This window comes from Rossellomorea sp. SC111 (assembly GCF_024733565.1).
Classification (GTDB): Bacteria; Bacillota; Bacilli; order Bacillales; family Bacillaceae_B; genus Rossellomorea.
Genome location: NZ_JANIOC010000004.1, coordinates 307,437 through 326,162, shown reverse-complemented (window position 1 = coordinate 326,162; position 18,726 = coordinate 307,437). Strand labels below are relative to the sequence as shown.

General features: G+C 44.7%; 22 protein-coding genes. 19 read left to right on the top strand and 3 right to left on the bottom strand.

Annotation, left to right across the window (positions count from 1 at the left end; translation table 11 throughout):
• Positions 1-129 precede the first annotated feature (129 nt).
• Positions 130-738: an FMN-binding negative transcriptional regulator gene (locus NQ095_RS07385; protein ID WP_258262826.1), complete on the top strand. Its 609-nt coding sequence runs from the start codon at positions 130-132 to the stop codon at positions 736-738.
• Between the two features lie 118 nt (positions 739-856).
• Here the strand turns inward: NQ095_RS07385 and NQ095_RS07380 are convergent, their stop codons facing one another.
• Entirely contained in the window at positions 857-1,354 is a 498-nt protein-coding gene (locus tag NQ095_RS07380) for a DinB family protein (RefSeq protein ID WP_258262825.1), read from the bottom strand.
• A 466-nt stretch (positions 1,355-1,820) separates the two neighbouring features.
• Between NQ095_RS07380 and NQ095_RS07375 the strand changes: the two genes are divergently transcribed.
• From NQ095_RS07375 to NQ095_RS07360, 4 genes are all read left to right on the top strand, one after another.
• Positions 1,821-2,333, top strand: a complete 513-nt coding sequence (locus NQ095_RS07375) for a hypothetical protein (protein ID WP_258262824.1) — start codon at positions 1,821-1,823, stop codon at positions 2,331-2,333.
• Positions 2,334-2,468: 135 nt separating this feature from the next.
• A complete protein-coding gene (locus NQ095_RS07370; protein WP_258262823.1) occupies positions 2,469-3,347 on the top strand; it encodes a hypothetical protein in 879 nt (292 codons plus the stop codon).
• On the top strand, positions 3,344-3,943 hold the full coding sequence (locus tag NQ095_RS07365) for an ATP-binding cassette domain-containing protein (protein WP_258262822.1): 600 nt from the start codon (positions 3,344-3,346) through the stop codon (positions 3,941-3,943). Before NQ095_RS07370 ends, NQ095_RS07365 begins: the two co-directional genes overlap by 4 nt.
• The gene (locus NQ095_RS07360; RefSeq protein ID WP_258262821.1) at positions 3,943-5,136 is read left to right on the top strand and encodes an ABC transporter permease family protein; all 1,194 of its coding nucleotides are present in this window, start codon (positions 3,943-3,945) and stop codon (positions 5,134-5,136) included. Before NQ095_RS07365 ends, NQ095_RS07360 begins: the two co-directional genes overlap by 1 nt.
• Positions 5,137-5,168: 32 nt before the next feature.
• Here the strand turns inward: NQ095_RS07360 and NQ095_RS07355 are convergent, their stop codons facing one another.
• Entirely contained in the window at positions 5,169-5,723 is a 555-nt protein-coding gene (locus NQ095_RS07355; RefSeq protein ID WP_258262820.1) for a DinB family protein, read from the bottom strand.
• A complete protein-coding gene (locus NQ095_RS07350; protein ID WP_258262819.1) occupies positions 5,713-6,087 on the bottom strand; it encodes a YciI family protein in 375 nt (124 codons plus the stop codon). The genes NQ095_RS07355 and NQ095_RS07350 overlap by 11 nt, the downstream gene beginning before the upstream one ends.
• A gap of 183 nt (positions 6,088-6,270) precedes the next feature.
• Between NQ095_RS07350 and dhaK the strand changes: the two genes are divergently transcribed.
• The 14 genes from dhaK to NQ095_RS07280 all read left to right on the top strand — a co-directional run bounded on the left by dhaK (position 6,271) and on the right by NQ095_RS07280 (position 18,707).
• Positions 6,271-8,028 (top strand): dihydroxyacetone kinase subunit DhaK, encoded by a 1,758-nt coding sequence (gene dhaK, locus NQ095_RS07345; protein WP_258262818.1) that lies wholly within the window; start codon positions 6,271-6,273, stop codon positions 8,026-8,028.
• 213 nt (positions 8,029-8,241) lie between these two features.
• Complete coding sequence (locus tag NQ095_RS07340) at positions 8,242-9,267, top strand: aldo/keto reductase (protein ID WP_258262817.1); 1,026 nt, start codon at positions 8,242-8,244, stop codon at positions 9,265-9,267.
• A gap of 223 nt (positions 9,268-9,490) precedes the next feature.
• Entirely contained in the window at positions 9,491-9,757 is a 267-nt protein-coding gene (locus NQ095_RS07335) for a DUF3949 domain-containing protein (RefSeq protein ID WP_258262816.1), read from the top strand.
• A 51-nt stretch (positions 9,758-9,808) separates the two neighbouring features.
• Positions 9,809-10,081, top strand: a complete 273-nt coding sequence (locus NQ095_RS07330; RefSeq protein ID WP_258262815.1) for a hypothetical protein — start codon at positions 9,809-9,811, stop codon at positions 10,079-10,081.
• Positions 10,082-10,222: 141 nt separating this feature from the next.
• A complete protein-coding gene (locus tag NQ095_RS07325) occupies positions 10,223-10,993 on the top strand; it encodes a nucleotidyltransferase domain-containing protein (RefSeq protein ID WP_258262814.1) in 771 nt (256 codons plus the stop codon).
• 3 nt (positions 10,994-10,996) lie between these two features.
• The gene (locus tag NQ095_RS07320; protein ID WP_258262813.1) at positions 10,997-11,161 is read left to right on the top strand and encodes a hypothetical protein; all 165 of its coding nucleotides are present in this window, start codon (positions 10,997-10,999) and stop codon (positions 11,159-11,161) included.
• 407 nt (positions 11,162-11,568) lie between these two features.
• Positions 11,569-12,165 carry a TerD family protein gene (locus NQ095_RS07315; protein WP_258262812.1) on the top strand — a complete coding sequence of 199 codons (597 nt, stop codon included), beginning with the start codon at positions 11,569-11,571 and terminating at the stop codon, positions 12,163-12,165.
• 40 nt (positions 12,166-12,205) lie between these two features.
• Positions 12,206-12,784: a TerD family protein gene (locus NQ095_RS07310; protein WP_258262811.1), complete on the top strand. Its 579-nt coding sequence runs from the start codon at positions 12,206-12,208 to the stop codon at positions 12,782-12,784.
• A 40-nt stretch (positions 12,785-12,824) separates the two neighbouring features.
• Positions 12,825-13,403: a TerD family protein gene (locus NQ095_RS07305; protein WP_258262810.1), complete on the top strand. Its 579-nt coding sequence runs from the start codon at positions 12,825-12,827 to the stop codon at positions 13,401-13,403.
• Between the two features lie 43 nt (positions 13,404-13,446).
• Positions 13,447-14,235, top strand: a complete 789-nt coding sequence (locus NQ095_RS07300; RefSeq protein WP_258262809.1) for a TerC family protein — start codon at positions 13,447-13,449, stop codon at positions 14,233-14,235.
• A 55-nt stretch (positions 14,236-14,290) separates the two neighbouring features.
• Complete coding sequence (locus NQ095_RS07295; protein ID WP_258262849.1) at positions 14,291-15,499, top strand: HpcH/HpaI aldolase/citrate lyase family protein; 1,209 nt, start codon at positions 14,291-14,293, stop codon at positions 15,497-15,499.
• Entirely contained in the window at positions 15,426-16,805 is a 1,380-nt protein-coding gene (locus NQ095_RS07290) for a phosphoribosyltransferase family protein (protein ID WP_258262808.1), read from the top strand. Before NQ095_RS07295 ends, NQ095_RS07290 begins: the two co-directional genes overlap by 74 nt.
• Positions 16,792-17,907 (top strand): cysteine protease StiP family protein, encoded by a 1,116-nt coding sequence (locus tag NQ095_RS07285; RefSeq protein ID WP_258262807.1) that lies wholly within the window; start codon positions 16,792-16,794, stop codon positions 17,905-17,907. Before NQ095_RS07290 ends, NQ095_RS07285 begins: the two co-directional genes overlap by 14 nt.
• A complete protein-coding gene (locus tag NQ095_RS07280; RefSeq protein WP_258262806.1) occupies positions 17,904-18,707 on the top strand; it encodes an HAD family hydrolase in 804 nt (267 codons plus the stop codon). The genes NQ095_RS07285 and NQ095_RS07280 overlap by 4 nt, the downstream gene beginning before the upstream one ends.
• The last annotated feature ends 19 nt before the right edge of the window (positions 18,708-18,726 follow it).

Here is an 18,726-nt window from a genome sequence, read left to right as displayed (position 1 = left end):
TTTTTCTTATATGGACATGAAAAAACCCGAATATGGGGCACTTTTTTATCAGTGTCCTATATTCGGGTAGTAGTTCACAAAGGGACGGTTCTCTTGCTTCTTTTTTCTTAAAAAGAAAGGTGGATGACAATGTATATTCCAAAAGACTTTAAGATCACGGATGAATCGGTGGCATTTGGTGTCATCCAAGAACACAGCTTTGCAACGCTTTTTTCCGAACACGATGGGAAGCCGGTTGCGACGCATTTGCCACTGCTATTAAACAAGGAGAAAACCCACTTATACGGACACTTTGCCCGTCCGAATCCTCAGTGGAAAGAGATCGAACATCAAACGGTGCTGGCCGTTTTCCACGGTCCTCATTGTTATATCTCCCCGTCGTGGTACGAGACGAATCAAACCGTCCCTACATGGAATTACGTGTCGGTCCATGTGTACGGGGAAGTCGAGCTTATCGAGGACGATAATGAGCTCGTCGATTCTCTACACGAATTGGTATCAACGTTCGAAGCCCCCGACAGTTCCTACAGCCTGGGGGATCTAGATCCTGCGCTGCTCGCTGGCATGAGCAAGGGTGTGCAAGGGTTCAAAATCAAGATCAATCAGATTGAAGGAAAAGCTAAGCTAAGTCAAAACCATTCGATTGAGAGACAAGAGCGTGTAATCCGCCAGCTCCAGCAGAAACCAACCACTGATGAGCAGCAGATTGCTTCTTGGATGAAGAGGAATTTGAAGTAGAGGGACGGACCTTGAAGAGGGGGGAGTTTTTACTATAACTGGTCAAATCAGCATGCTTTCATCTCTATCTATCATTGAAAATAAAAAACAGCCGGCACCCGCCGGCTGTTCATCCTCATTAATTCTTCTGCGCATTCATCGCTTCCCATTCTTCCTTGCTCGGTCCATACACGCCAGGCACTTTCAAATCAGCCTGTCTCATAAGGGTCGTCAATTGTCCACGGTGATGAGCCTGATGCTGAATCAGCAGGCGGAATACGGATTGCACCGGCATTTCCATCCCGAACAGATTCACCATTTCATTCATCTTTTCATCTGAAACCTGTTCTGATACGGCTTCCGTCAAACGATTACTGACCAACTTATACGTTTCGCTGATCTCTGCAGCAGTTGCCGGTGCGTCTTTTCGAAGATCCGGCACTTCAAACGTGATACCAAGCTGAGCCGGGAAGTAATAAGCGGATCCCGTGAGGTGCCAGGCAACGCTTCCTATGCTGTAAAGGCCGGGTGCAACCTCTTGCTTCAGTGACTCGTCCGTCAGTGCGTCCATTACCTTCTGGGTTACTGCGGCTTCTTGTTTCCATTCTTGTAGGAAATCATTTTTGGATGTGAACATGGTATTCCCTCCTAAATTTTAAATGAAACGTTCCTTTTCATTGTATCACGGGAAGATGAATTGAGGCTTCTGTGAAGCGCTGCCTCTAAGGAGTAAAGAAACGGTATGAAAAGGGATATCAATCCAGGCAGTGATTGAAGGAAGCACAGGGACGGTTCTGTTGCTTCCTTTTTACGTCAAGTGGAAGCAACAGAACTGTCCTTATACTTATGGAAAAATAAACATATTTATACAAATATTCCTAAAAGAATAAACCAATTACTCCAATACATGGTAATATAATTTCGAATCGATTCAAACTAATGCTCATGAGTAGCTTGTTCTTACAACATACGAATTTCACACAAAATGAAAGATGCTATTGCTATGGTAAAAATGATTTATGAAAGTTACTTACCGCACATCAGGTTCTTTTTACAACATGATCCCCCAAAAAAATCAGATCCATTCCAGGAGGAGAAATGAGATGAAAAAGTTCAAGAAGATTATGATGGGTATCGCAGTGGTGATATGTGCATTTGGATTCACCATCAGTTCGGCGAGTGCAGCATCCGATTCTAATTATGTGTCTACACCGTATGGTAAGCTTACATCGAATGCGTGGAGATCAAGCCTTTCAACAAGTGGGAATACGTATCAGTTTACGTATCAAACATCGGCTGTTTATTCAGGAAGCAACTCGGTTGATTGGATTAAGACGACTTGGGAAGCGTGCGCTTCTTTAAGAAACAGTGCGTCCATGTCGATAGGGATTTCAGCGGACGGTGTCAATGCCGGTTCCAGCAGTTCATGGCAAAACGTTTGTCAAAGTGCCTACTGGCAGAATTCGAATGGTGCCAAAGGGGCTTATTCTGAAACACGTAACGCGGTCATCAAGCCCAGAGCTGATTATAGAAGCGGAACGGTTTCCATCCAAAATGAAGCAAAAGTTAAGATCAAAGGCGATGCTCGTTCTTGGTCAGTTAACGCTTCAGTATAATAGATAGGAATTAGGCGCTGATAGGAGCCTGATCATAGAATGAGAACGAAGGAAGGAGTATAGTTTGTAACGGTTGGTATGTGAGAGTGCCCATACGATGCAGGCTAGCTCCTTTTTTCTAATGGAGATGACGATATGAAAAAGCTTTTATTTCTACTATTCATTTTACTGTTATTCATAAGTGGCTGCGATGAGCGGGCAGGAGTGAAATCCGAGGCACTCGGCTGTTCGGGGGAAGACTGCAAGCTTGTGTATGATGGTGTTCAGTATCTTACATATAATGAAAAATCGAAATCAAGCACCGGAAAGGTCGATGTAACAGAGAATGAGTTTCAATACAGGCTTCCGGGGAATGATGAGTACGTGACGAGCGGCAATTCCATGACGAACGAGTTTACGATTTTGAAACGGGAGAACGAGCGTCTGGAGCCGGTGTATGAGCATGATAATGATAAAGAAGCGATATTTCCTGTAGCTGTCATGGATGAGAAGTACATCTTCGCTATCATGGAGTATGCTGAAGATCAGCAGGTGTTCAAGGGGTTGTTCAAGTTGACCGAAAAGAACAAGCTTGAGAAGCTGAAAACCGAGGACAACGAAATGACCCGAAAGATCTTCGGCGTCGGCATTTCCTCCGATGATCAGTTCTTCGTACTCCTGAACGAAGATGGAAAGCAAAATGTGTATCATACAGACCTTTCGTTGTCATCGTTCGATCTGGTCGCTGAAGATGTGTCGCAAAATCTGAGCGCCCATGAAGGAGACGTTTGTTACATGAAAGAAGGGACATTCTTCTGCGGCGATAAGAAGATCAAGAAATTAGAGGACGGCACGGTCTTTGCCTGGGCGCTGGGTAACGATATTTTGGAAGTGAATGATACAGGGAAGTTTGAAGTCAGGGATTTCAAGGATCAGAAGCTTCTTGAATCGGGCAATCAGTTCATCGGTTTCGATTCAGATTCATCAAAGCTCACCATCTACAGCGATGGTGACGTGACGGAGTTGGCGAAATGACGACGATCCTTGAGCTGGAGAAAATCAATAAGAGCTATAGAAATAACATTTTAAGTGACCTCGACTACAAGTTTCCTGATAAAGGATTCTACGCTATCTACGGGGCGAGCGGCAGCGGGAAGTCCACCTTGCTGAATATCATCGCGGGATTTGAAGCCCCTGACAGCGGCTCCATTCATAAGACCTTCGACCATCTTGAATACGTCATGCAGGAACATATGCTGCTGACGAATATATCAGTGAAGGAAAATATGTACCTGAAGCTGAATGTCACGGATCATCCTGTGGATCAATATGATGCCATCATCCTGGATACGTGCAGGAAACTGAGCATCGACGGCCTCATCGAGGAGAAAGTGTCGTTCCTTTCAGGGGGAGAGAAGCAGCGGGTATCCATTGCAAGAGCGTTATTAAGTGCACCGGACATCATCTTATTGGACGAACCGACGGCAAGTATTGATTATGAAGTGAAAGAAGACCTATTAATTCTGCTTCTGAAGCTCTCCAAGGAGAGACTGATCATCGTTTCGACACATGATCCTGTCGTGAAGGACTACGCAGATACGACGTTGTCACTAGAAAGAGGGACATTTTAATGAACACTACATTCGTTGTGAAAATGCTAAGGAAGAAGACACATCACTTCCTGACCATTTCCATTCTCATCATGGTCATTTCCCTGACTATGCTCAATTTCATGGTTTCCTATATTTCCAATCAATATCAGATGATCAATAAAGACTTCATGAACAACAATAACGTGAAGGTCATCCATGTGACGGGGAGAGCAGATGGGGAGGCAACCGCCCAGATATCCCTTCAGGATACGAGTGATATTAACACCCTTTTAAACGAGAAAGGTCTTTCAGATAAGGCGAAAGCCTATCCCGTGTACACATTGCCCACCGTTTATCGCGATTCAATGGCCACTGCGTATTCCTTAATCGGAATCAGTCAGGAGCTGGCATCACTCGTAAGTGACGGGTGTACGCTGAAAGACGGGCATATCTGCGTAGGGGATAGGAAGAACGAGAAAATTACCCTCAGCGTTCCCATCATTGAAGAGAAAGACGGCGGTTTCTCATCCACAGAGAGCACTGACCTTGACATGATAGCAGAAAAAGGAGCCACTAATGAGAATGCCGTCTTCATTCACTCCATTCCGAAAAACAATCAGGCTTATGTGAATGAGAAAGAAGCCGGGAAGCTGACGAAGATTATGTATCAGAAATCACAGAACAGCCCTGAATACATCAAGGAATCTCAATTGAGCAACCTGGTTGTATACGTAAAGGACATTAAAGATGTAGACACCGTGGGCAAACTTTTAAAAGATGAGAATTACTTCACAAGCTACACCTTTAACAGCTTTGAAAACTTCTCAATCAATATCAGTACCAATCAAATGATCCTCATCATTCTCTGTGTGTTCCTCGTCGTGACGTCCATCGTGACGGCAGTTCTGTTAATGATCAATTTCCTTCGGATTCAGAAAAAGGAAATCGCGATTCTTAAACTGATCGGATATAAGGGTAAGATGATTGTCACCATCTATACGAGACTTCTTTATATCCTGTTTCGTAATATCTTCTTGTATACCATCATCATTTATTTACTTAATCATTTCTTGAAGCTGATTCCGGTGAGTCTGTCCTTTTTAGGAATCATTATCCTCTTGGATTTCATGATTCTGTTGGTTACACTGGCGTTCGTGTATTTCTTTGGCATTCAGAAGATCTGTCGGATGGATACGATTGAATTGTTGAAGAAGGGGAAGGAATTTGAGTAGAAGCAAGGGGACGGTTCTCTTGCTTCTTTTTTTTATTTTGAAGAAGCATCAGAACCGTCCCCATGCGTCACCCATGCTTCGTCTAACTCATACTTCTGCCGCAGGTGATGACGAAAATGCATTCCAACGAGATCAAACCACTCCTGGGCATTCAGCCATCCAAAGCCCCCATGCTCCTGTTTGTAACTGGGGTTTATTTCATCTACCTTCTTCTTCAATTCTTTCATTCTTTTCATTAGTTGATCGAGCTCTCTTCTAATATCTTCTTTCGTTTTTGTATTGTCCGGGGCAGCATTAAGTTCGGGAGGTAATTGGATTTTAACTGGTGGGAATCCACCAATATTAAATAAATATTCTCCAAACTCTGTTTTCCCCTGCGTTCGATCTCCAACAGTCATCGTACAAGCTTCAACACTGTCCAGATACTCATGAGCCACGACAAGTAGATGGTCATACATTTGACCGATTGACCAGACCCCTTGTTCGGGGATGAATCTTAGTTGCTCCGGAGAATAGGTTTGTAGGAAGCGTTTGTATGTTTCGATCAATTTAAGGTCATTCATTTTATTTGGTACCTCACTTATCATTCTTAAAGTAATGAACGGGACGGATCTCGATTCGCCATCCGAACTCTTCTCCTATATTCAATTGCGTGGTCGGATGAATAGAGGCTAGCTCGATTGCCTCATCCATGTTCTCTGCTTCAAAAACGAATATGCTTCCAATCATCTCTTTCGATTCCGTAAACGGACCATCTGTTACCATGACCTCCCCGTCCACACGGCGCAAGTTTTTGATCTCTGACTCCAGACCTGCATCAAGAAGCACCTTCCCAGTTTCATATAATTTCTCCGTGTGCGGCTGGCATTCAGCCATCACAGCCTCAATCTCCGCACTTGGACGTGCATCCATTTTTTCAGGATTGAAATAGCCCATGCATAAAAAGATCATCCTTATCTCTCCCAGCTCATTCGATTTTTTATTGATGATTCATAAAATTCTAATAATTTTATCTTACCATAACTGATCTTCATCAAGAAGAAGCATCAGAACCGTCCCCATGCTTCTTGCTTTCGTTTTAACGTGGTGAGTGAGATAATTTGGGCAATCACAAAACTGAAGGAGGAATTATGAATGAAGAAAGTCATGAATGAACCGGAAGATTTGGTTGTGGAGATGTGCAATGGGATGGCCATGGCTCATCCGGAACTTGAGTTTATGAAAAAGTATAAGGTGATGAAGAAAAAGGATTTGAATGAAGAGAAGGTAACGTTGATCAGCGGCGGTGGAAGTGGACATGAGCCTGCACATGCAGGGCTTGTGGGGAAAGGGATGTTAGACGCTGCCGTGTGCGGTGACGTGTTTGCCTCGCCTTCACAGATTCAGGTCTATCAGGCAATCAAAGCGACGGCCGGTAAAAAGGGAGCCCTCTTGGTCATTAAGAATTACAGCGGGGATATCATGAATTTTAAAAATGCTGCCAACATGGCTTCAGAGGATGGCATCCCTGTGGAATATGTCAAAGTCGATGATGATATTGCCGTGGAAGACAGCCTTTATACAGTGGGACGCCGGGGTGTCGCGGGAACCGTGTTGGTACATAAAATTGCGGGAGCGGCAGCTGAAGAAGGCAGAAGCTTGAAGGAAGTCAAAGCCGTGGCAGAGAAGGCAGCCGAGAATGTCCGCAGCATTGGATTCGCACTGACATCCTGCACCGTCCCGGCCAGTGGAGCTCCGACGTTCAAATTGGCTGACGACGAGATTGAATATGGCGTCGGGATCCACGGTGAGCCGGGAACAAGGCGGGAAAAAATGGCGACTGCAGACGAAATGGCAGAACGGATGGTAAACGACCTTCTGAAAGATCTGAAAATGGAAGATAGTGATTCTTCCGAGATTGCGATCCTTGTAAACGGCTTTGGAGGTACGCCGCTGCAAGAACTTTATCTGTTTAACAATTCCGTGACCCGGATTTTGGCGGATAAAAAAATCCAGATCAACCGTGCCTTTGTCGGCAATTACATGACAAGCATTGACATGGCAGGCGCTTCCCTGACTGTGATGAAGCTCGATGAAGAGTTGAAAACATTGCTCTCAATTGAAAGTACTGCGCCTGCGTTTAGAGTGGACGGACCGGTACCGGGTGTGGAGTACATCGACCTCGAGGAAGATGAGGAAACGAAACCAGTCTCATTCGAAGTAGAAACGCCGGAAGAACACGCTGTGATTAAAAATGATAGAGCAACACTCGGAAACATCATCTATCTCGTAGATAAAATGAGCGACACGATTATCAAGAACGAAGTACCATTCTGCGAACTGGATTCCCATGCCGGGGACGGGGATTTCGGGATGAGCGTATCGAAAGGATTCAAGCAATTGAAGCGGGAGTGGAAAGACATCCTTAATCAAGAGAATCTCACCATCGGAAGCTTCCTGGATGCAAGCTCCATGGTCATCATGGAATATTGCGGCGGTGCATCCGGTCCGATCTGGGGTTCTGCATTCCGTGCGGCTGGGAAAGCGGCACAGGATCGAACGGAACTGACCGTGAAAGAATTCGCGGAGATGCTACAAGCGGCCGTGAAGGGAATCCAGGATACAGGCGAAAGATCCTTCGGCAGAGGAGCAGAGGTCGGCGACAAAACCCTGGTGGATGCACTCGTTCCATGTGCAGACTCCTGGTCACAAAGTGCCGCAGACGGAGACGACTTCAAGACCGCATTCCAAAAAGGAGCAGCGGCCGCTGTAGAAGGAGCCGAGAAAACCAAAGACATCGTTGCCCGTATGGGACGTGCCGGTACCGTAGGCGAACGAAGCCTTGGTCATCCGGATGCAGGTGCCTATGCCCTTGGGGTAATATTTACGGAGCTATCCGAGAGTTTGAAGTAAAGATTGAAGGAAGCAAGGGGACGGTTCTCTTGCTTCTTTTTTTGTTGGTTGGAAGCGGGAGAACCGTCCCTGTGTTCCTAAAAAAGAAGCAGGAGACCAAATGCGGTTTTCTGCTTCTATCTTTATTATAGCAAATAATCGTAGGGATTTTGAGTCTGTAAATTGGATTATTTTTCTATTATTATGTTAAAGACCATAAAAGGAGGAATGTGAATGATTTCCGGTTATGCTTCTTTAAATGGAACAAGTGGCTTTTTAAGTAAGTTCGCTTTGGCTGGTCGAGAATCGCCAATGTTTTGTGCTTCTCCTATTGCGCTGGGGACTCATCTGGGGGAGATGAAGGAGGAAGACTCGGTGCTTTATCGTGAAGGGATTGAGTACGGGCTGCTGAATGGATTGAATTTCATCGATACAGCCATCAATTACCGCGGGATGAGATCCGAAAGAGATGTCGGCCATGTTGTAAAGTCATTAATTAAGAGGGGATTAATAAAGAGGGATGAGGTAATTGTATCCACAAAGGGTGGTATCATTCCAGGAGACATCGAGGCAAATTTGGTCCCGACGGATTATTTACAAAAAGTCTTGTTGGAAGGTGGAGTCATACAGAAATCGGATGTAAATATCGTTGATACCCATCGTCACGTGTTAGCTCCTAGTTATTATCGATTTGCCATTGATACCAGTAGGAAACATCTTCACTTAGAAACGATTGATATTTATTATATCCATAACCCGGAAATCTCCATGATGATCCTTGGGCCAGCTATTTTTTATAAGCAACTGGAAAAGTTATTTTCCTTCCTTGAAAATCAGGTGCGAATCGGAAATATTCAATGTTATGGGTTGGCTACTTGGTTCGGACTCCTCAAGGATCCTACGGATATTGGCTACATTTCAATCAAAGAGGTATTGGATATAGCCAAAAGAGTGGCAGGGGAAGGGCATCACTTCAAGTTCATACAATTCCCACTGAATAAGCATATGAAGGAAGGAGTCCTAAAACAGAATCAAAAGACAAATGGAAAGTGGCTGTCTGTCATCGAAGCAGCACAGGAGCTGGGAATCTATTCAACGACCAGTGCTCCATTTCATCTAGGGAAGGCGTTCGATGGGGAAAGTGACTACCGATCTATGTTAATGGAGGTCACTTCAACCAAAGGTGTTTTCTCTACAATGGTGGGAATGAAAAAGATCGAACACATCGAGAAGAATATTCAGATCTTGCAGAGTGATTAAACGTTCAATACCGTCTGTTTCCCACCACTGCATATTGCCTCATCAAGTATCCCTTATGGAAGCGGGGGTGCTTCTTTTTCTATTGGTAGCAGGAGCATCCTTCATGTGCATCTTTCTTATTTCACGATATTACAAAAAATTCCACAAACGAAACTTTCCAATCGAGTCAATCGTATTCATATAGTAGGAAAGAAACAGCGTTAAACATAAGGAGGGATTTGAAATGGAATTCACTATATTTCTAGCTGCTTTCGGTTTATACGTGTTGGTTTTAATACTCCTGCCTATGCAATATCGCTTCTTGATCGCTTTAAAAGCTGATGAGGAAAAGAACCGGCTGAAAGGAAAGAAACAGGCTGAGATGTATGATGCCATGAATGTCAGTGAACTGAGCCTGCATGGGAATATGCAGGGGAACCCGTTATTCTTCTTGGCCAATCTCTTTGCTTCCATTCTGTATAGAGTGAAGCATAGTGGGGATCCAAAGTAGGCAAAGGGATTCTGTTCCTCTGGCTTTCTTAACCTATCAAGGAGGATTTCAATGAAAGGAAAAATGGAGAAAACGCACCTGGTAGTAAATCTAATAGGTAGTTTGTTATTATTCTGGGGAGGGTTTCAAGCCTTTTACTTCATTAAATATGGACATGAGACTGAATTCGCATATTATGTGAATATTGCAGGTCCTGCCCTTCTATCCCTACTGTTATTATCCCTAGCTATCAACAAAATCGCGGAGAAAAATGTTAAAATGATTTTCTTATATCTAAGCCTCTCTATCGCTGTCGCTTATGTATCTTCTGCATTTTATTTATAAAGGAAGCATGGGGACGGTTCCCGTGCTTCTTTTTCTGGTGACTTGGAAGCAGGAGAACCGTCCCCATGCTCCTAGCTGTTTTTTTATGCGAAAATTGGTACAATGGCGTAATATCCATTTTTTGCATAGGAGGACATGGTCATGAGACAAGAATTAGCGGTTGAGAAAGTATTGGATAGTCTAAAAAAAAATTCGAGTGTCCGGAGTGTATTTCTAAAAGGATCAATGGGACGGAAGGAACATGACGAACATTCGGATATTGATCTGTACTGTTTGGTGAAGGAAGGCGAGGAGAAGGAATTCCTGACCCGGCGCCTCGATCATTTGAAGGCATACAAAGATTTCATCTTCCACGATGACATTTTCATCATCGCCCCGCAGATCATCGCCATCTATGAAGACTGGCTGCACATCGATTTGTTCACGGTGACGGAGAAGACGTTTCAGGAGAAGGATTTCTTTACGGTGTTGTATGATCCGGACAATTTATTAGGGAAATATAAACCTACTCAAAATCTAACCATATCAAAAGAACAGTTCAAGTATAACGTACTCGACGCCCCCTGGTTTCTGTTTCAATATCAGAAGGCGGCGGCAAGAGGAAATTATACGTGGGCAGTGGAGATGTTGCGGCATTCTATGAGGAATGTGATCACCATTTTGCTTTCGAGATATGCGAAAGAAAGGGCAGTGCTTGGGTTGATGACGATTCACAGAGATTTGCCGCAAGAGGTGCAGGATCGGGTAGTGGAGATCTATGAGGCTATGACACCGTCCTGTCATAGTGAAGCTGCGTGGAAGATTGCGAGTCTCTTAGAGAGTGAGTTTGATTGGATTCGTGGAGAAATCGATGATGGTGAGGTCGCTTCGTTTATGGAATTGATGATTGGAAAAGTGTTGGTGGGGAGGTAGAGGATGAAGACGATTCGGTTTTTATGTTTGTTGCTGGTGGTGTTCTCGGGTGTTGGGATGGCGGGGATGCTCATGGACGACCCGATTGTACCGATAGGGATTAATTATATGGCGATTTTTGTGCTTTCTATTGCTATTGTGGTGATGGGAAATAAGCGAAACGGATAATGATCATTCAGTAAAGGGTAGGCGGCTGGCATTTCCTCGGAGAACACCGGGTGCGCTCCATCTATCCTTTTCTCTACCCAATCCACGTCATACCACACTCCCTTTTCACATCAGTGAAAAAATAGTGAAACCAAACCCCATCTCAATCGTAGATAATAGTAAGGCCAAATAATAGGAGACAGCTTGAAATCAAACCAGTATACTGCGAAGAAGCAACAGAACCGTCCCCATGCTTCACTAGTATATATTTCCTCCTATAAATAATGGCAAAAACTAGATTTTATGGTAGTACTTTAGTAGAATGTGAATATAATTATGTTTTACAATTTTATTGTAAAAACGCTATGATTCTACAATTTGTGCAATGAATTTGGTAGAATTTTATTATGGAAGAGGAGTGAAGCACAGTGTCCATTTCATTACAAAAAGGTCAAAGAATTGATTTAACAAAAGGGAATGCTGGTTTATCCAAATTAATGGTCGGTCTTGGATGGGATCCGGTTAAGGCTAAGAAGAGTGGTTTCTTCGGCTTGGGCGGGGGAACTCCGAATATTGACTGTGATGCATCTGTCCTGATGCTTGAGAACGATCGATTCACTGAAAACAAGAACCTGATCTATTTCGGTAAGTTGAAAAGTAACTGTGGAAGTGTCAAGCACACCGGTGATAACTTGACTGGTGATGGAGATGGGGATGATGAGCAAATCCTCGTTGATCTTCAGAAGGTTCCTTCCCAAATCAATAAGCTTGTATTCGTTGTCAATATCTATGATTGCAAGAAGCGTAATCAAGACTTTGGCATGATTGAGAATGCATTTATCCGGGTAGTGAATACGAGTAACAAACAGGAATTGATCAAGTTCAATCTGTCTGAAGATTACTCAGGTAAGACAAGCCTGATCGTGGCAGAGATCTACAGACACGGAGAAGAGTGGAAGTTTGCTGCAGTCGGAACTGGCACGAATGACGGCAAGGTAGGCGAGCTAGTTCAACGATTCGCTTAATCCAACGGAAAAACCAATTAGAAGATAGGAGAGATATATAGTGGCAATTTCATTATCAAAAGGACAAAAAGTCGATTTAACAAAAACCAATCCTGGTCTATCTAAAGTAATGGTAGGACTTGGTTGGGATACGAATAAGTATGACGGAGGAAATGACTTCGATTTGGACGCGAGTATTTTCTTGCTTGATTCAAACGGGAAATGTGCTTCTGAAAAAGACTTTATCTTTTACAATCAGCTGATCGGTGGAAACGGATCTGTTGAGCACACGGGTGACAATCTGACTGGTGAAGGGGACGGGGACGACGAGCAAGTGAAGGTCAACCTTGGTTCTGTTCCAGTGGCGGTTGAAAAAATCTCATTTGTCATCACCATCCATGATGCAGAGGCGCGCAACCAGAACTTCGGTCAAGTATCCAATGCGTTTGTTCGTATCGTGAATGAAGATAACAAGGAAGAAATCGTCCGCTACGACTTAGGAGAGGATTTCTCCATTGAAACAGCTATTATCGTTGGGGAATTATATCGTCATAACGGTGAATGGAAGTTCTCGGCAATCGGTTCCGGCTACCAGGGCGGATTAGCAAGAATCGCGACAGACTACGGTCTTTCACTGTAAGTAAGATATCACTCTATGAATCATGATTGGAGAGATGAATATGGCTATTCAGTTATCAAAAGGTCAAAGAATCGATTTGACCAAAACCAATCCCGGATTGAAAAGAGCCGTCATCGGTCTTGGATGGGATACAAATAAATACCAAGGCGGGCATGATTTCGACTTGGATGCTTCTGCGTTCCTGGTGGATGAGAATGATAAATGTGTCAACGACCAGGATTTCATTTTCTACAACAATTTATCCCACCCTTCTGAATCTGTTATACATACAGGTGATAATCTGACAGGAGAGGGAGAGGGTGACGATGAGCAGCTGATCGTGGATTTCTCCAAGATTCCTTCCTATGTTCATAAGATTGGAATCACGGTGACCATCCATGATGCCGATGCGCGCCGTCAGAACTTTGGACAAGTGTCGAATGCATTCGTCCGTTTGGTGGACGATGCAACCGATAACGAGTTACTTCGTTTTGATTTAGGAGAAGATTTCTCCATTGAAACATCGGTGGTCATTTGTGAGCTGTACAGACACGGGAATGAATGGAAGTTCAATGCCATTGGCAGTGGATTTTCCGGCGGATTGGCAGACTTATGCCGTAATTATGGTTTGCAGGTTTAAAGCAAGCTGAAACTTGGGGTTTTAGCTTTAGGAGGATCATTAATTGGAAATTATACAACAAATACTTTCGACGTATGCCATGTTTTTTGACTTTGAAATGTGGGGAGAAGTGTTAACCGACCCGGTAGCCTGGGGATTGATTGGTTCACTGGTCGTCATTGAGGGATTGTTATCAGCGGATAATGCCCTTGTATTGGCGATATTAGTCAAACACTTACCTGAAAAACAACGAAAAAGAGCACTGATGTACGGATTGTTCGGAGCCTATTTCTTCCGTTTCTTATTTATTGGAGTAGGTGTGTACTTAGTTAAATTTACATTCGTTAAAGTGATCGGTGCTGCGTACCTTGCCTGGATCGTGATTGACTTCTTCCGCAAGAAGAATAGCGGCGGTGATGAAGACGAAGCGAAGGAATTCAATAAAGAAGGATGGCTGGTCCGTACGATCGGGATGTTCTGGGCAACGGTCTTTACCGTTGAGATGGTCGATATCACGTTCAGTGTGGACTCGATCCTTGCAGCATTCGCGATTTCAGATCAGGTGTGGGTGTTACTGATCGGTGGTATGATCGGAATTCTGATGATGCGTACCGTTGCAGGTGTTTTCTTGAAATTAATCGATAAGTTCCCGGAGTTTGAAACGACTGCGTTCATTCTGATCGGGTTGATTTCGGCGAAAATGTTTGCCAGTATCTTCGGATTCCATCTGGATCATATGGTGTTCTTTGTTATATTGATAGGGGCATTTCTTGCGACATTTGTCGTTCATTACATCAACAAGTCCAGAAGAATGGTTGCCAGCGAGCAGACAGCAGCTTCAAAAGAAGAATAATGAAAAGAAGGAGACTCCGAATCTCCTTCTTTTTTCTAAATATGAGGTGTACGACATGAGGCATTTTAGTTATTTATCCGCTCTGCAAACAGCAGGGGTTTTTTATGTTAAACCTGCGAATATTACAAAAGATTCACCTAAAGAACTCCTGGAATACAGCCTGGGAGCCACTTTGTATATGCCGGCGACTAGGACAGATATTTCAGACCTGGTCAGCGGGAGAAAGTATCCAGAATTATGTTCGATGGTTCTGTGTCTGGAGGATAGCATCGCTGACAGTGAAGTAGAGCAGGCAGAAAGAATGGTGATCCACCATCTCCAATCGATATATGAGTCTTTACAAAATGGAAGACTGTCTACATCAGATCTCCCCTTGATCTTTCTTCGTGTACGATCACCTGAGCAAATCTCCACTATCAGCAGCGAGCTGGGAGAGGCCATCGACTGTTTGACCGGATTTGTGTTTCCTAAGTTTTCACTGGACAATGCTTCTTCGTATTTGGAACAGATGATTCAAGCCGGAAAGGCTACCGGGGCTAGGTTATACGGGATGCCGATCTTTGAAACATCCGACCTCCTGGAGAAAGAGACCCGGTACAGCCACTTATCCGAAATCAAGAAACTCCTTCACTCCTATAAGGAGCACATCCTGAATCTCCGCATCGGTGCCACCGATCTTTGCGGCCTTTACGGAGTCCGGCGCAACTGTCATACGACGATTTATGATATTTCGCTTGTGAAGGATTTTATCATCGATGTGCTCAACTACTTCGGCAGGGAATACACCATCTCCGGTCCTGTCTGGGAATATTTCGAGCATGCCTCTTCAAGGATCATGAAACCTGAGCTGCGACAGTCTCCATTTAGGGAGTCCTATGGTGATGAAGGTTTACGGTTCAGGTCTCAGTTATTGAGTGAGTACCACGATGGGTTAATCAAGGAAACGTTATTGGACCTCGCCAATGGACTGAATGGGAAGACGGTCATTCATCCGAGTCACATTAAAATTGTCGAAAGCCTGAATGCCGTTTCGAAAGAGGATTATCTGGATGCCTTGTCCATTACGGAGGGTGTGAATGGAAAGGTTGGAGTGATGAAAAGCGAATACTCCAATAGAATGAATGAAATCAAACCCCATTATTTATGGGCTCAGAAAGTACTGAGAAAATCAACGATTTACGGGGTGTACAATGAAAACCACAACTACATCGACTTACTGTCAGACACAGCACAAACTTCAACTGTTACCCAATATGGCCATTGATATAGAGGTGTTGGAAAACCCCCTGAACCTCCGGGTAGACGACTTATTCATCATGGCAGCAAGGGTGAATAAGAAGAGGGGGTTCCTTTTTGTCAGCAGGCTCTTAGGAAAACATTTGCCGCTAGTGCCCACGCAGTCCCTGCTCACATCGGGAATGCTTGCGATCGAGTATTACGAACAGATCACGGGTGAAAGCGTGAACGAGAAAGACTCCATCCTCAATGGATGTTTCTCTGAAGATCCTCTGGAAATCGAGGGTGCCTATAGTCACCTGTCCAGTTTAAGGCTGGACTTACCCGAGAATCCCCTGATCATCGGGTTTGCTGAAACTGCCACTTCATTGGGGCATGCCTTTTTTGACTGTATCGGGCAGGCAGAATATATCCATACAACCAGGGAAGAGATCAATGATTTCGCACCACTGTTAAATTTCAAAGAAGAGCATTCACATGCGGTCAATCAATTTTGCTACATTGACGAAGATCGCATTCAGAACAAAAAGCCCATCGTACTGATCGATGATGAAATGACCACGGGTAAGACGGCGCTTAATATCATCAGGGATATCCATTCCAAATTCCCACGTGAACAGTATGCTGTCGTATCCATTTTAGATTGGCGCTCGGATGACAATAGAGAACGGTTCCTTCAGTTGGAAAGAGAACTGGGAGTGAAGATCCATACGACTTCTCTCTTGTCGGGTCAAATCCTTTTCTCCGGGGAGACCATGGAGGAAGCGGAGTATGATTATCAGCCGAATCATCGGGAGACGGAGCTTTCCGTTGAAAGGTTGGACCTAACACCGATTTTCACCCCGACGCCTTATGAAAAAGACGGGATTCCTTACATCATGGAGACAGGGAGGTTCGGGATCTCCCATAATCATAAAGAGGGTGTGGACGATGCCTGTGCCAAAGCTGCCGCCTATTTGAAACGGAATCGAAAAGGGAACAAGACCCTCTGTCTCGGTACAGGGGAAATGATGTATCTGCCGATGAAGATCGCTTCTCTGATGGGGGACGGAGTACTTTATCACTCCACGACCAGAAGTCCGATTTTTCCAATAGAGAGGCCGGGGTATGCGATTCAGAACGGTTTCTCCTTCATGAATCCTGAGGACGACTCGGTGGTTCATTACGTCTACAATATCCCTCGGGATGAGTATGATGAACTGTTCCTTTTCTTTGAAAAAGAAGTGTCAGAGGAATCGCTGCGAGCAATCAAACAATTGGCGAAAGACAGAGGCATCGGGACATTGAATGTCGTCATGTTTTCCACAAGGGAAAGGAGGGATGACGGTGAATAAAACGATGGATGATCTGGGCAGTTATGCAAAGGAAGACGTGATATTCCTGCTGAAGGATCTGTCAGGGGCCGATATCGAAAAGGGTACGCTCGAACGGGAACGGGCAATCCAGAACGGGGTCCATTATTCCGAGATGCTTCCAGTCGAATATCAGCCTTCCGAAGACTATATCAGGCTCTTCCATGATTCTTTGGAAAAAACGAAGAAGGATATCGCTTTATATGTAGCCCTTGCCGCGGAACAAATCGTGCACTCACGTGGGTTGGGCATCGTCCTCTCTAGTCTGGCGAGGGCAGGCACGCCTATAGGTGTTCTGATGAAAAGATATATTGAATTCAAGTATGGAGTGACGGTACCCCATTACAGTATTTCCATTGTCAGGGGACGAGGCATCGACGAAAATGCCCTTGCCTTCATCCTGGAGCAACACCCTGAAGAAAATGTGGTGTTTGTGGACGGATGGACGGGAAAGGGTGCAATCACGAAAGAACTGACGGATTCCATCAGCCGCTACAACGAGAAGCATGGCACAGACCTTTCCTCCGATCTCGCCGTCCTGGCCGACCCCGGTCATTGCTCGAATCTATACGGGACACGGGATGATTTCCTGATTCCGAGTGCCTGCCTGAATTCAACGGTTTCGGGACTTGTGAGCCGTACCGTATTGAATAGCTCCCTGATTGGTCCGGATGATTTCCACGGGGCAAAATATTACAAGGAATTGTCACAGGATGATCTTTCCATTTTCTATGTGGATACGATTTCGTCTGAATTTGTGGGGATATCGTCAAGAGTGGAATCCAGGCTTGCCGAGCTGCGGGAAAACCATACTGACATGAACTGGGAAGGCTTGAGATCGGTGAGACGAATCCAGGAGGAATTCCATATTGATGATATCAACCATATCAAGCCCGGCGTTGGGGAAACGACACGCGTCCTATTGAGAAGGGTGCCGTGGAAGATCTTGATCAATCCCGGGAAAAAGCATTATCTTGAGCATATCCTCATGCTTGCAAGGGACAGAGGGGTTCCGGTTGAAGAATACACTGACATGTCCTACAGCTGCTGCGGCCTGATCAAACAAATGGACGATAAGAAATGAACGCATTTGCCAGTGATCTGGACCGCACCCTGATTTTCTCACAAAGAATGCTTGCAGCATATGGAGCAGACGGTACCGAGGAGTGCATTGAGCTTCTGGACGGGAAACCCGTTTCCTATATTTCACCAACCACTAAGGCGATCCTGAAGCAGATCAATGAGGATATGTTCTTTATCCCCGTCACAACGAGGACGATCGAACAATACAAGAGGATCCGGTTGTTTCAAGAGGACATCGTGCCAGAGTATGCCATCACCAGCAATGGGGGGACGATCTTGAAGAGGGGTGCGGTATGGAAGGAATGGACGCTTCATGTCCAGGAACTGCTTCAACATTCCACTCCCCTTGAAGAAATGATAAAGAAAGTAGCGGCCCTCGACGATTCTAAATGGATCAAGAAAATCAAACCGGGTGATGGGATGTTTTTTTATCTCATCCTTGATACGGAACGATTTTCTCCTGATCGGTTCATAGAGTTAAGAGAGCTTTCAGACCATTTAGGATGGCAAGTGTCGCTTCAGGGAAGAAAGCTTTATTTTATTCCAAAGATCCTCAATAAATGGACAGCCGTTCACCATTTACGTGACGAGTTGGGATTGAGTGACATCTATACGGCAGGTGATTCCATACTGGACGCGGGGCTGATCACGAATGGGACGTATGGGATAGCGCCTCTTCACGGAGAGGTTGTGGAGGATTCTCTTGCGTTCAATAAGACCCAAGAGGCTGGAATCAAAGCATCAGAGGAAATCGTCGAAAGCGTACAAAGCCGCTATCGGAATGTAGGGGCCAAGCGTTAAGGAAGCAGTATATGGAAGG

What these genes read in the sequence shown, in the direction of transcription:
- NQ095_RS07385 (WP_258262826.1), top strand. Translation starts at nt 130, where the DNA reads ATGTATATTCCAAAAGACTTTAAGATCACGGATGAATCGGTGGCATTT.
- NQ095_RS07380 (WP_258262825.1), bottom strand. Translation starts at nt 1,354, where the DNA reads ATGTTCACATCCAAAAATGATTTCCTACAAGAATGGAAACAAGAAGCC.
- NQ095_RS07375 (WP_258262824.1), top strand. Translation starts at nt 1,821, where the DNA reads ATGAAAAAGTTCAAGAAGATTATGATGGGTATCGCAGTGGTGATATGT.
- NQ095_RS07370 (WP_258262823.1), top strand. Translation starts at nt 2,469, where the DNA reads ATGAAAAAGCTTTTATTTCTACTATTCATTTTACTGTTATTCATAAGT.
- NQ095_RS07365 (WP_258262822.1), top strand. Translation starts at nt 3,344, where the DNA reads ATGACGACGATCCTTGAGCTGGAGAAAATCAATAAGAGCTATAGAAAT.
- NQ095_RS07360 (WP_258262821.1), top strand. Translation starts at nt 3,943, where the DNA reads ATGAACACTACATTCGTTGTGAAAATGCTAAGGAAGAAGACACATCAC.
- NQ095_RS07355 (WP_258262820.1), bottom strand. Translation starts at nt 5,723, where the DNA reads ATGATAAGTGAGGTACCAAATAAAATGAATGACCTTAAATTGATCGAA.
- NQ095_RS07350 (WP_258262819.1), bottom strand. Translation starts at nt 6,087, where the DNA reads ATGATCTTTTTATGCATGGGCTATTTCAATCCTGAAAAAATGGATGCA.
- dhaK (WP_258262818.1), top strand. Translation starts at nt 6,271, where the DNA reads ATGAAGAAAGTCATGAATGAACCGGAAGATTTGGTTGTGGAGATGTGC.
- NQ095_RS07340 (WP_258262817.1), top strand. Translation starts at nt 8,242, where the DNA reads ATGATTTCCGGTTATGCTTCTTTAAATGGAACAAGTGGCTTTTTAAGT.
- NQ095_RS07335 (WP_258262816.1), top strand. Translation starts at nt 9,491, where the DNA reads ATGGAATTCACTATATTTCTAGCTGCTTTCGGTTTATACGTGTTGGTT.
- NQ095_RS07330 (WP_258262815.1), top strand. Translation starts at nt 9,809, where the DNA reads ATGAAAGGAAAAATGGAGAAAACGCACCTGGTAGTAAATCTAATAGGT.
- NQ095_RS07325 (WP_258262814.1), top strand. Translation starts at nt 10,223, where the DNA reads ATGAGACAAGAATTAGCGGTTGAGAAAGTATTGGATAGTCTAAAAAAA.
- NQ095_RS07320 (WP_258262813.1), top strand. Translation starts at nt 10,997, where the DNA reads ATGAAGACGATTCGGTTTTTATGTTTGTTGCTGGTGGTGTTCTCGGGT.
- NQ095_RS07305 (WP_258262810.1), top strand. Translation starts at nt 12,825, where the DNA reads ATGGCTATTCAGTTATCAAAAGGTCAAAGAATCGATTTGACCAAAACC.
- NQ095_RS07295 (WP_258262849.1), top strand. Translation starts at nt 14,291, where the DNA reads ATGAGGCATTTTAGTTATTTATCCGCTCTGCAAACAGCAGGGGTTTTT.
- NQ095_RS07290 (WP_258262808.1), top strand. Translation starts at nt 15,426, where the DNA reads ATGAAAACCACAACTACATCGACTTACTGTCAGACACAGCACAAACTT.
- NQ095_RS07285 (WP_258262807.1), top strand. Translation starts at nt 16,792, where the DNA reads ATGACGGTGAATAAAACGATGGATGATCTGGGCAGTTATGCAAAGGAA.
- NQ095_RS07280 (WP_258262806.1), top strand. Translation starts at nt 17,904, where the DNA reads ATGAACGCATTTGCCAGTGATCTGGACCGCACCCTGATTTTCTCACAA.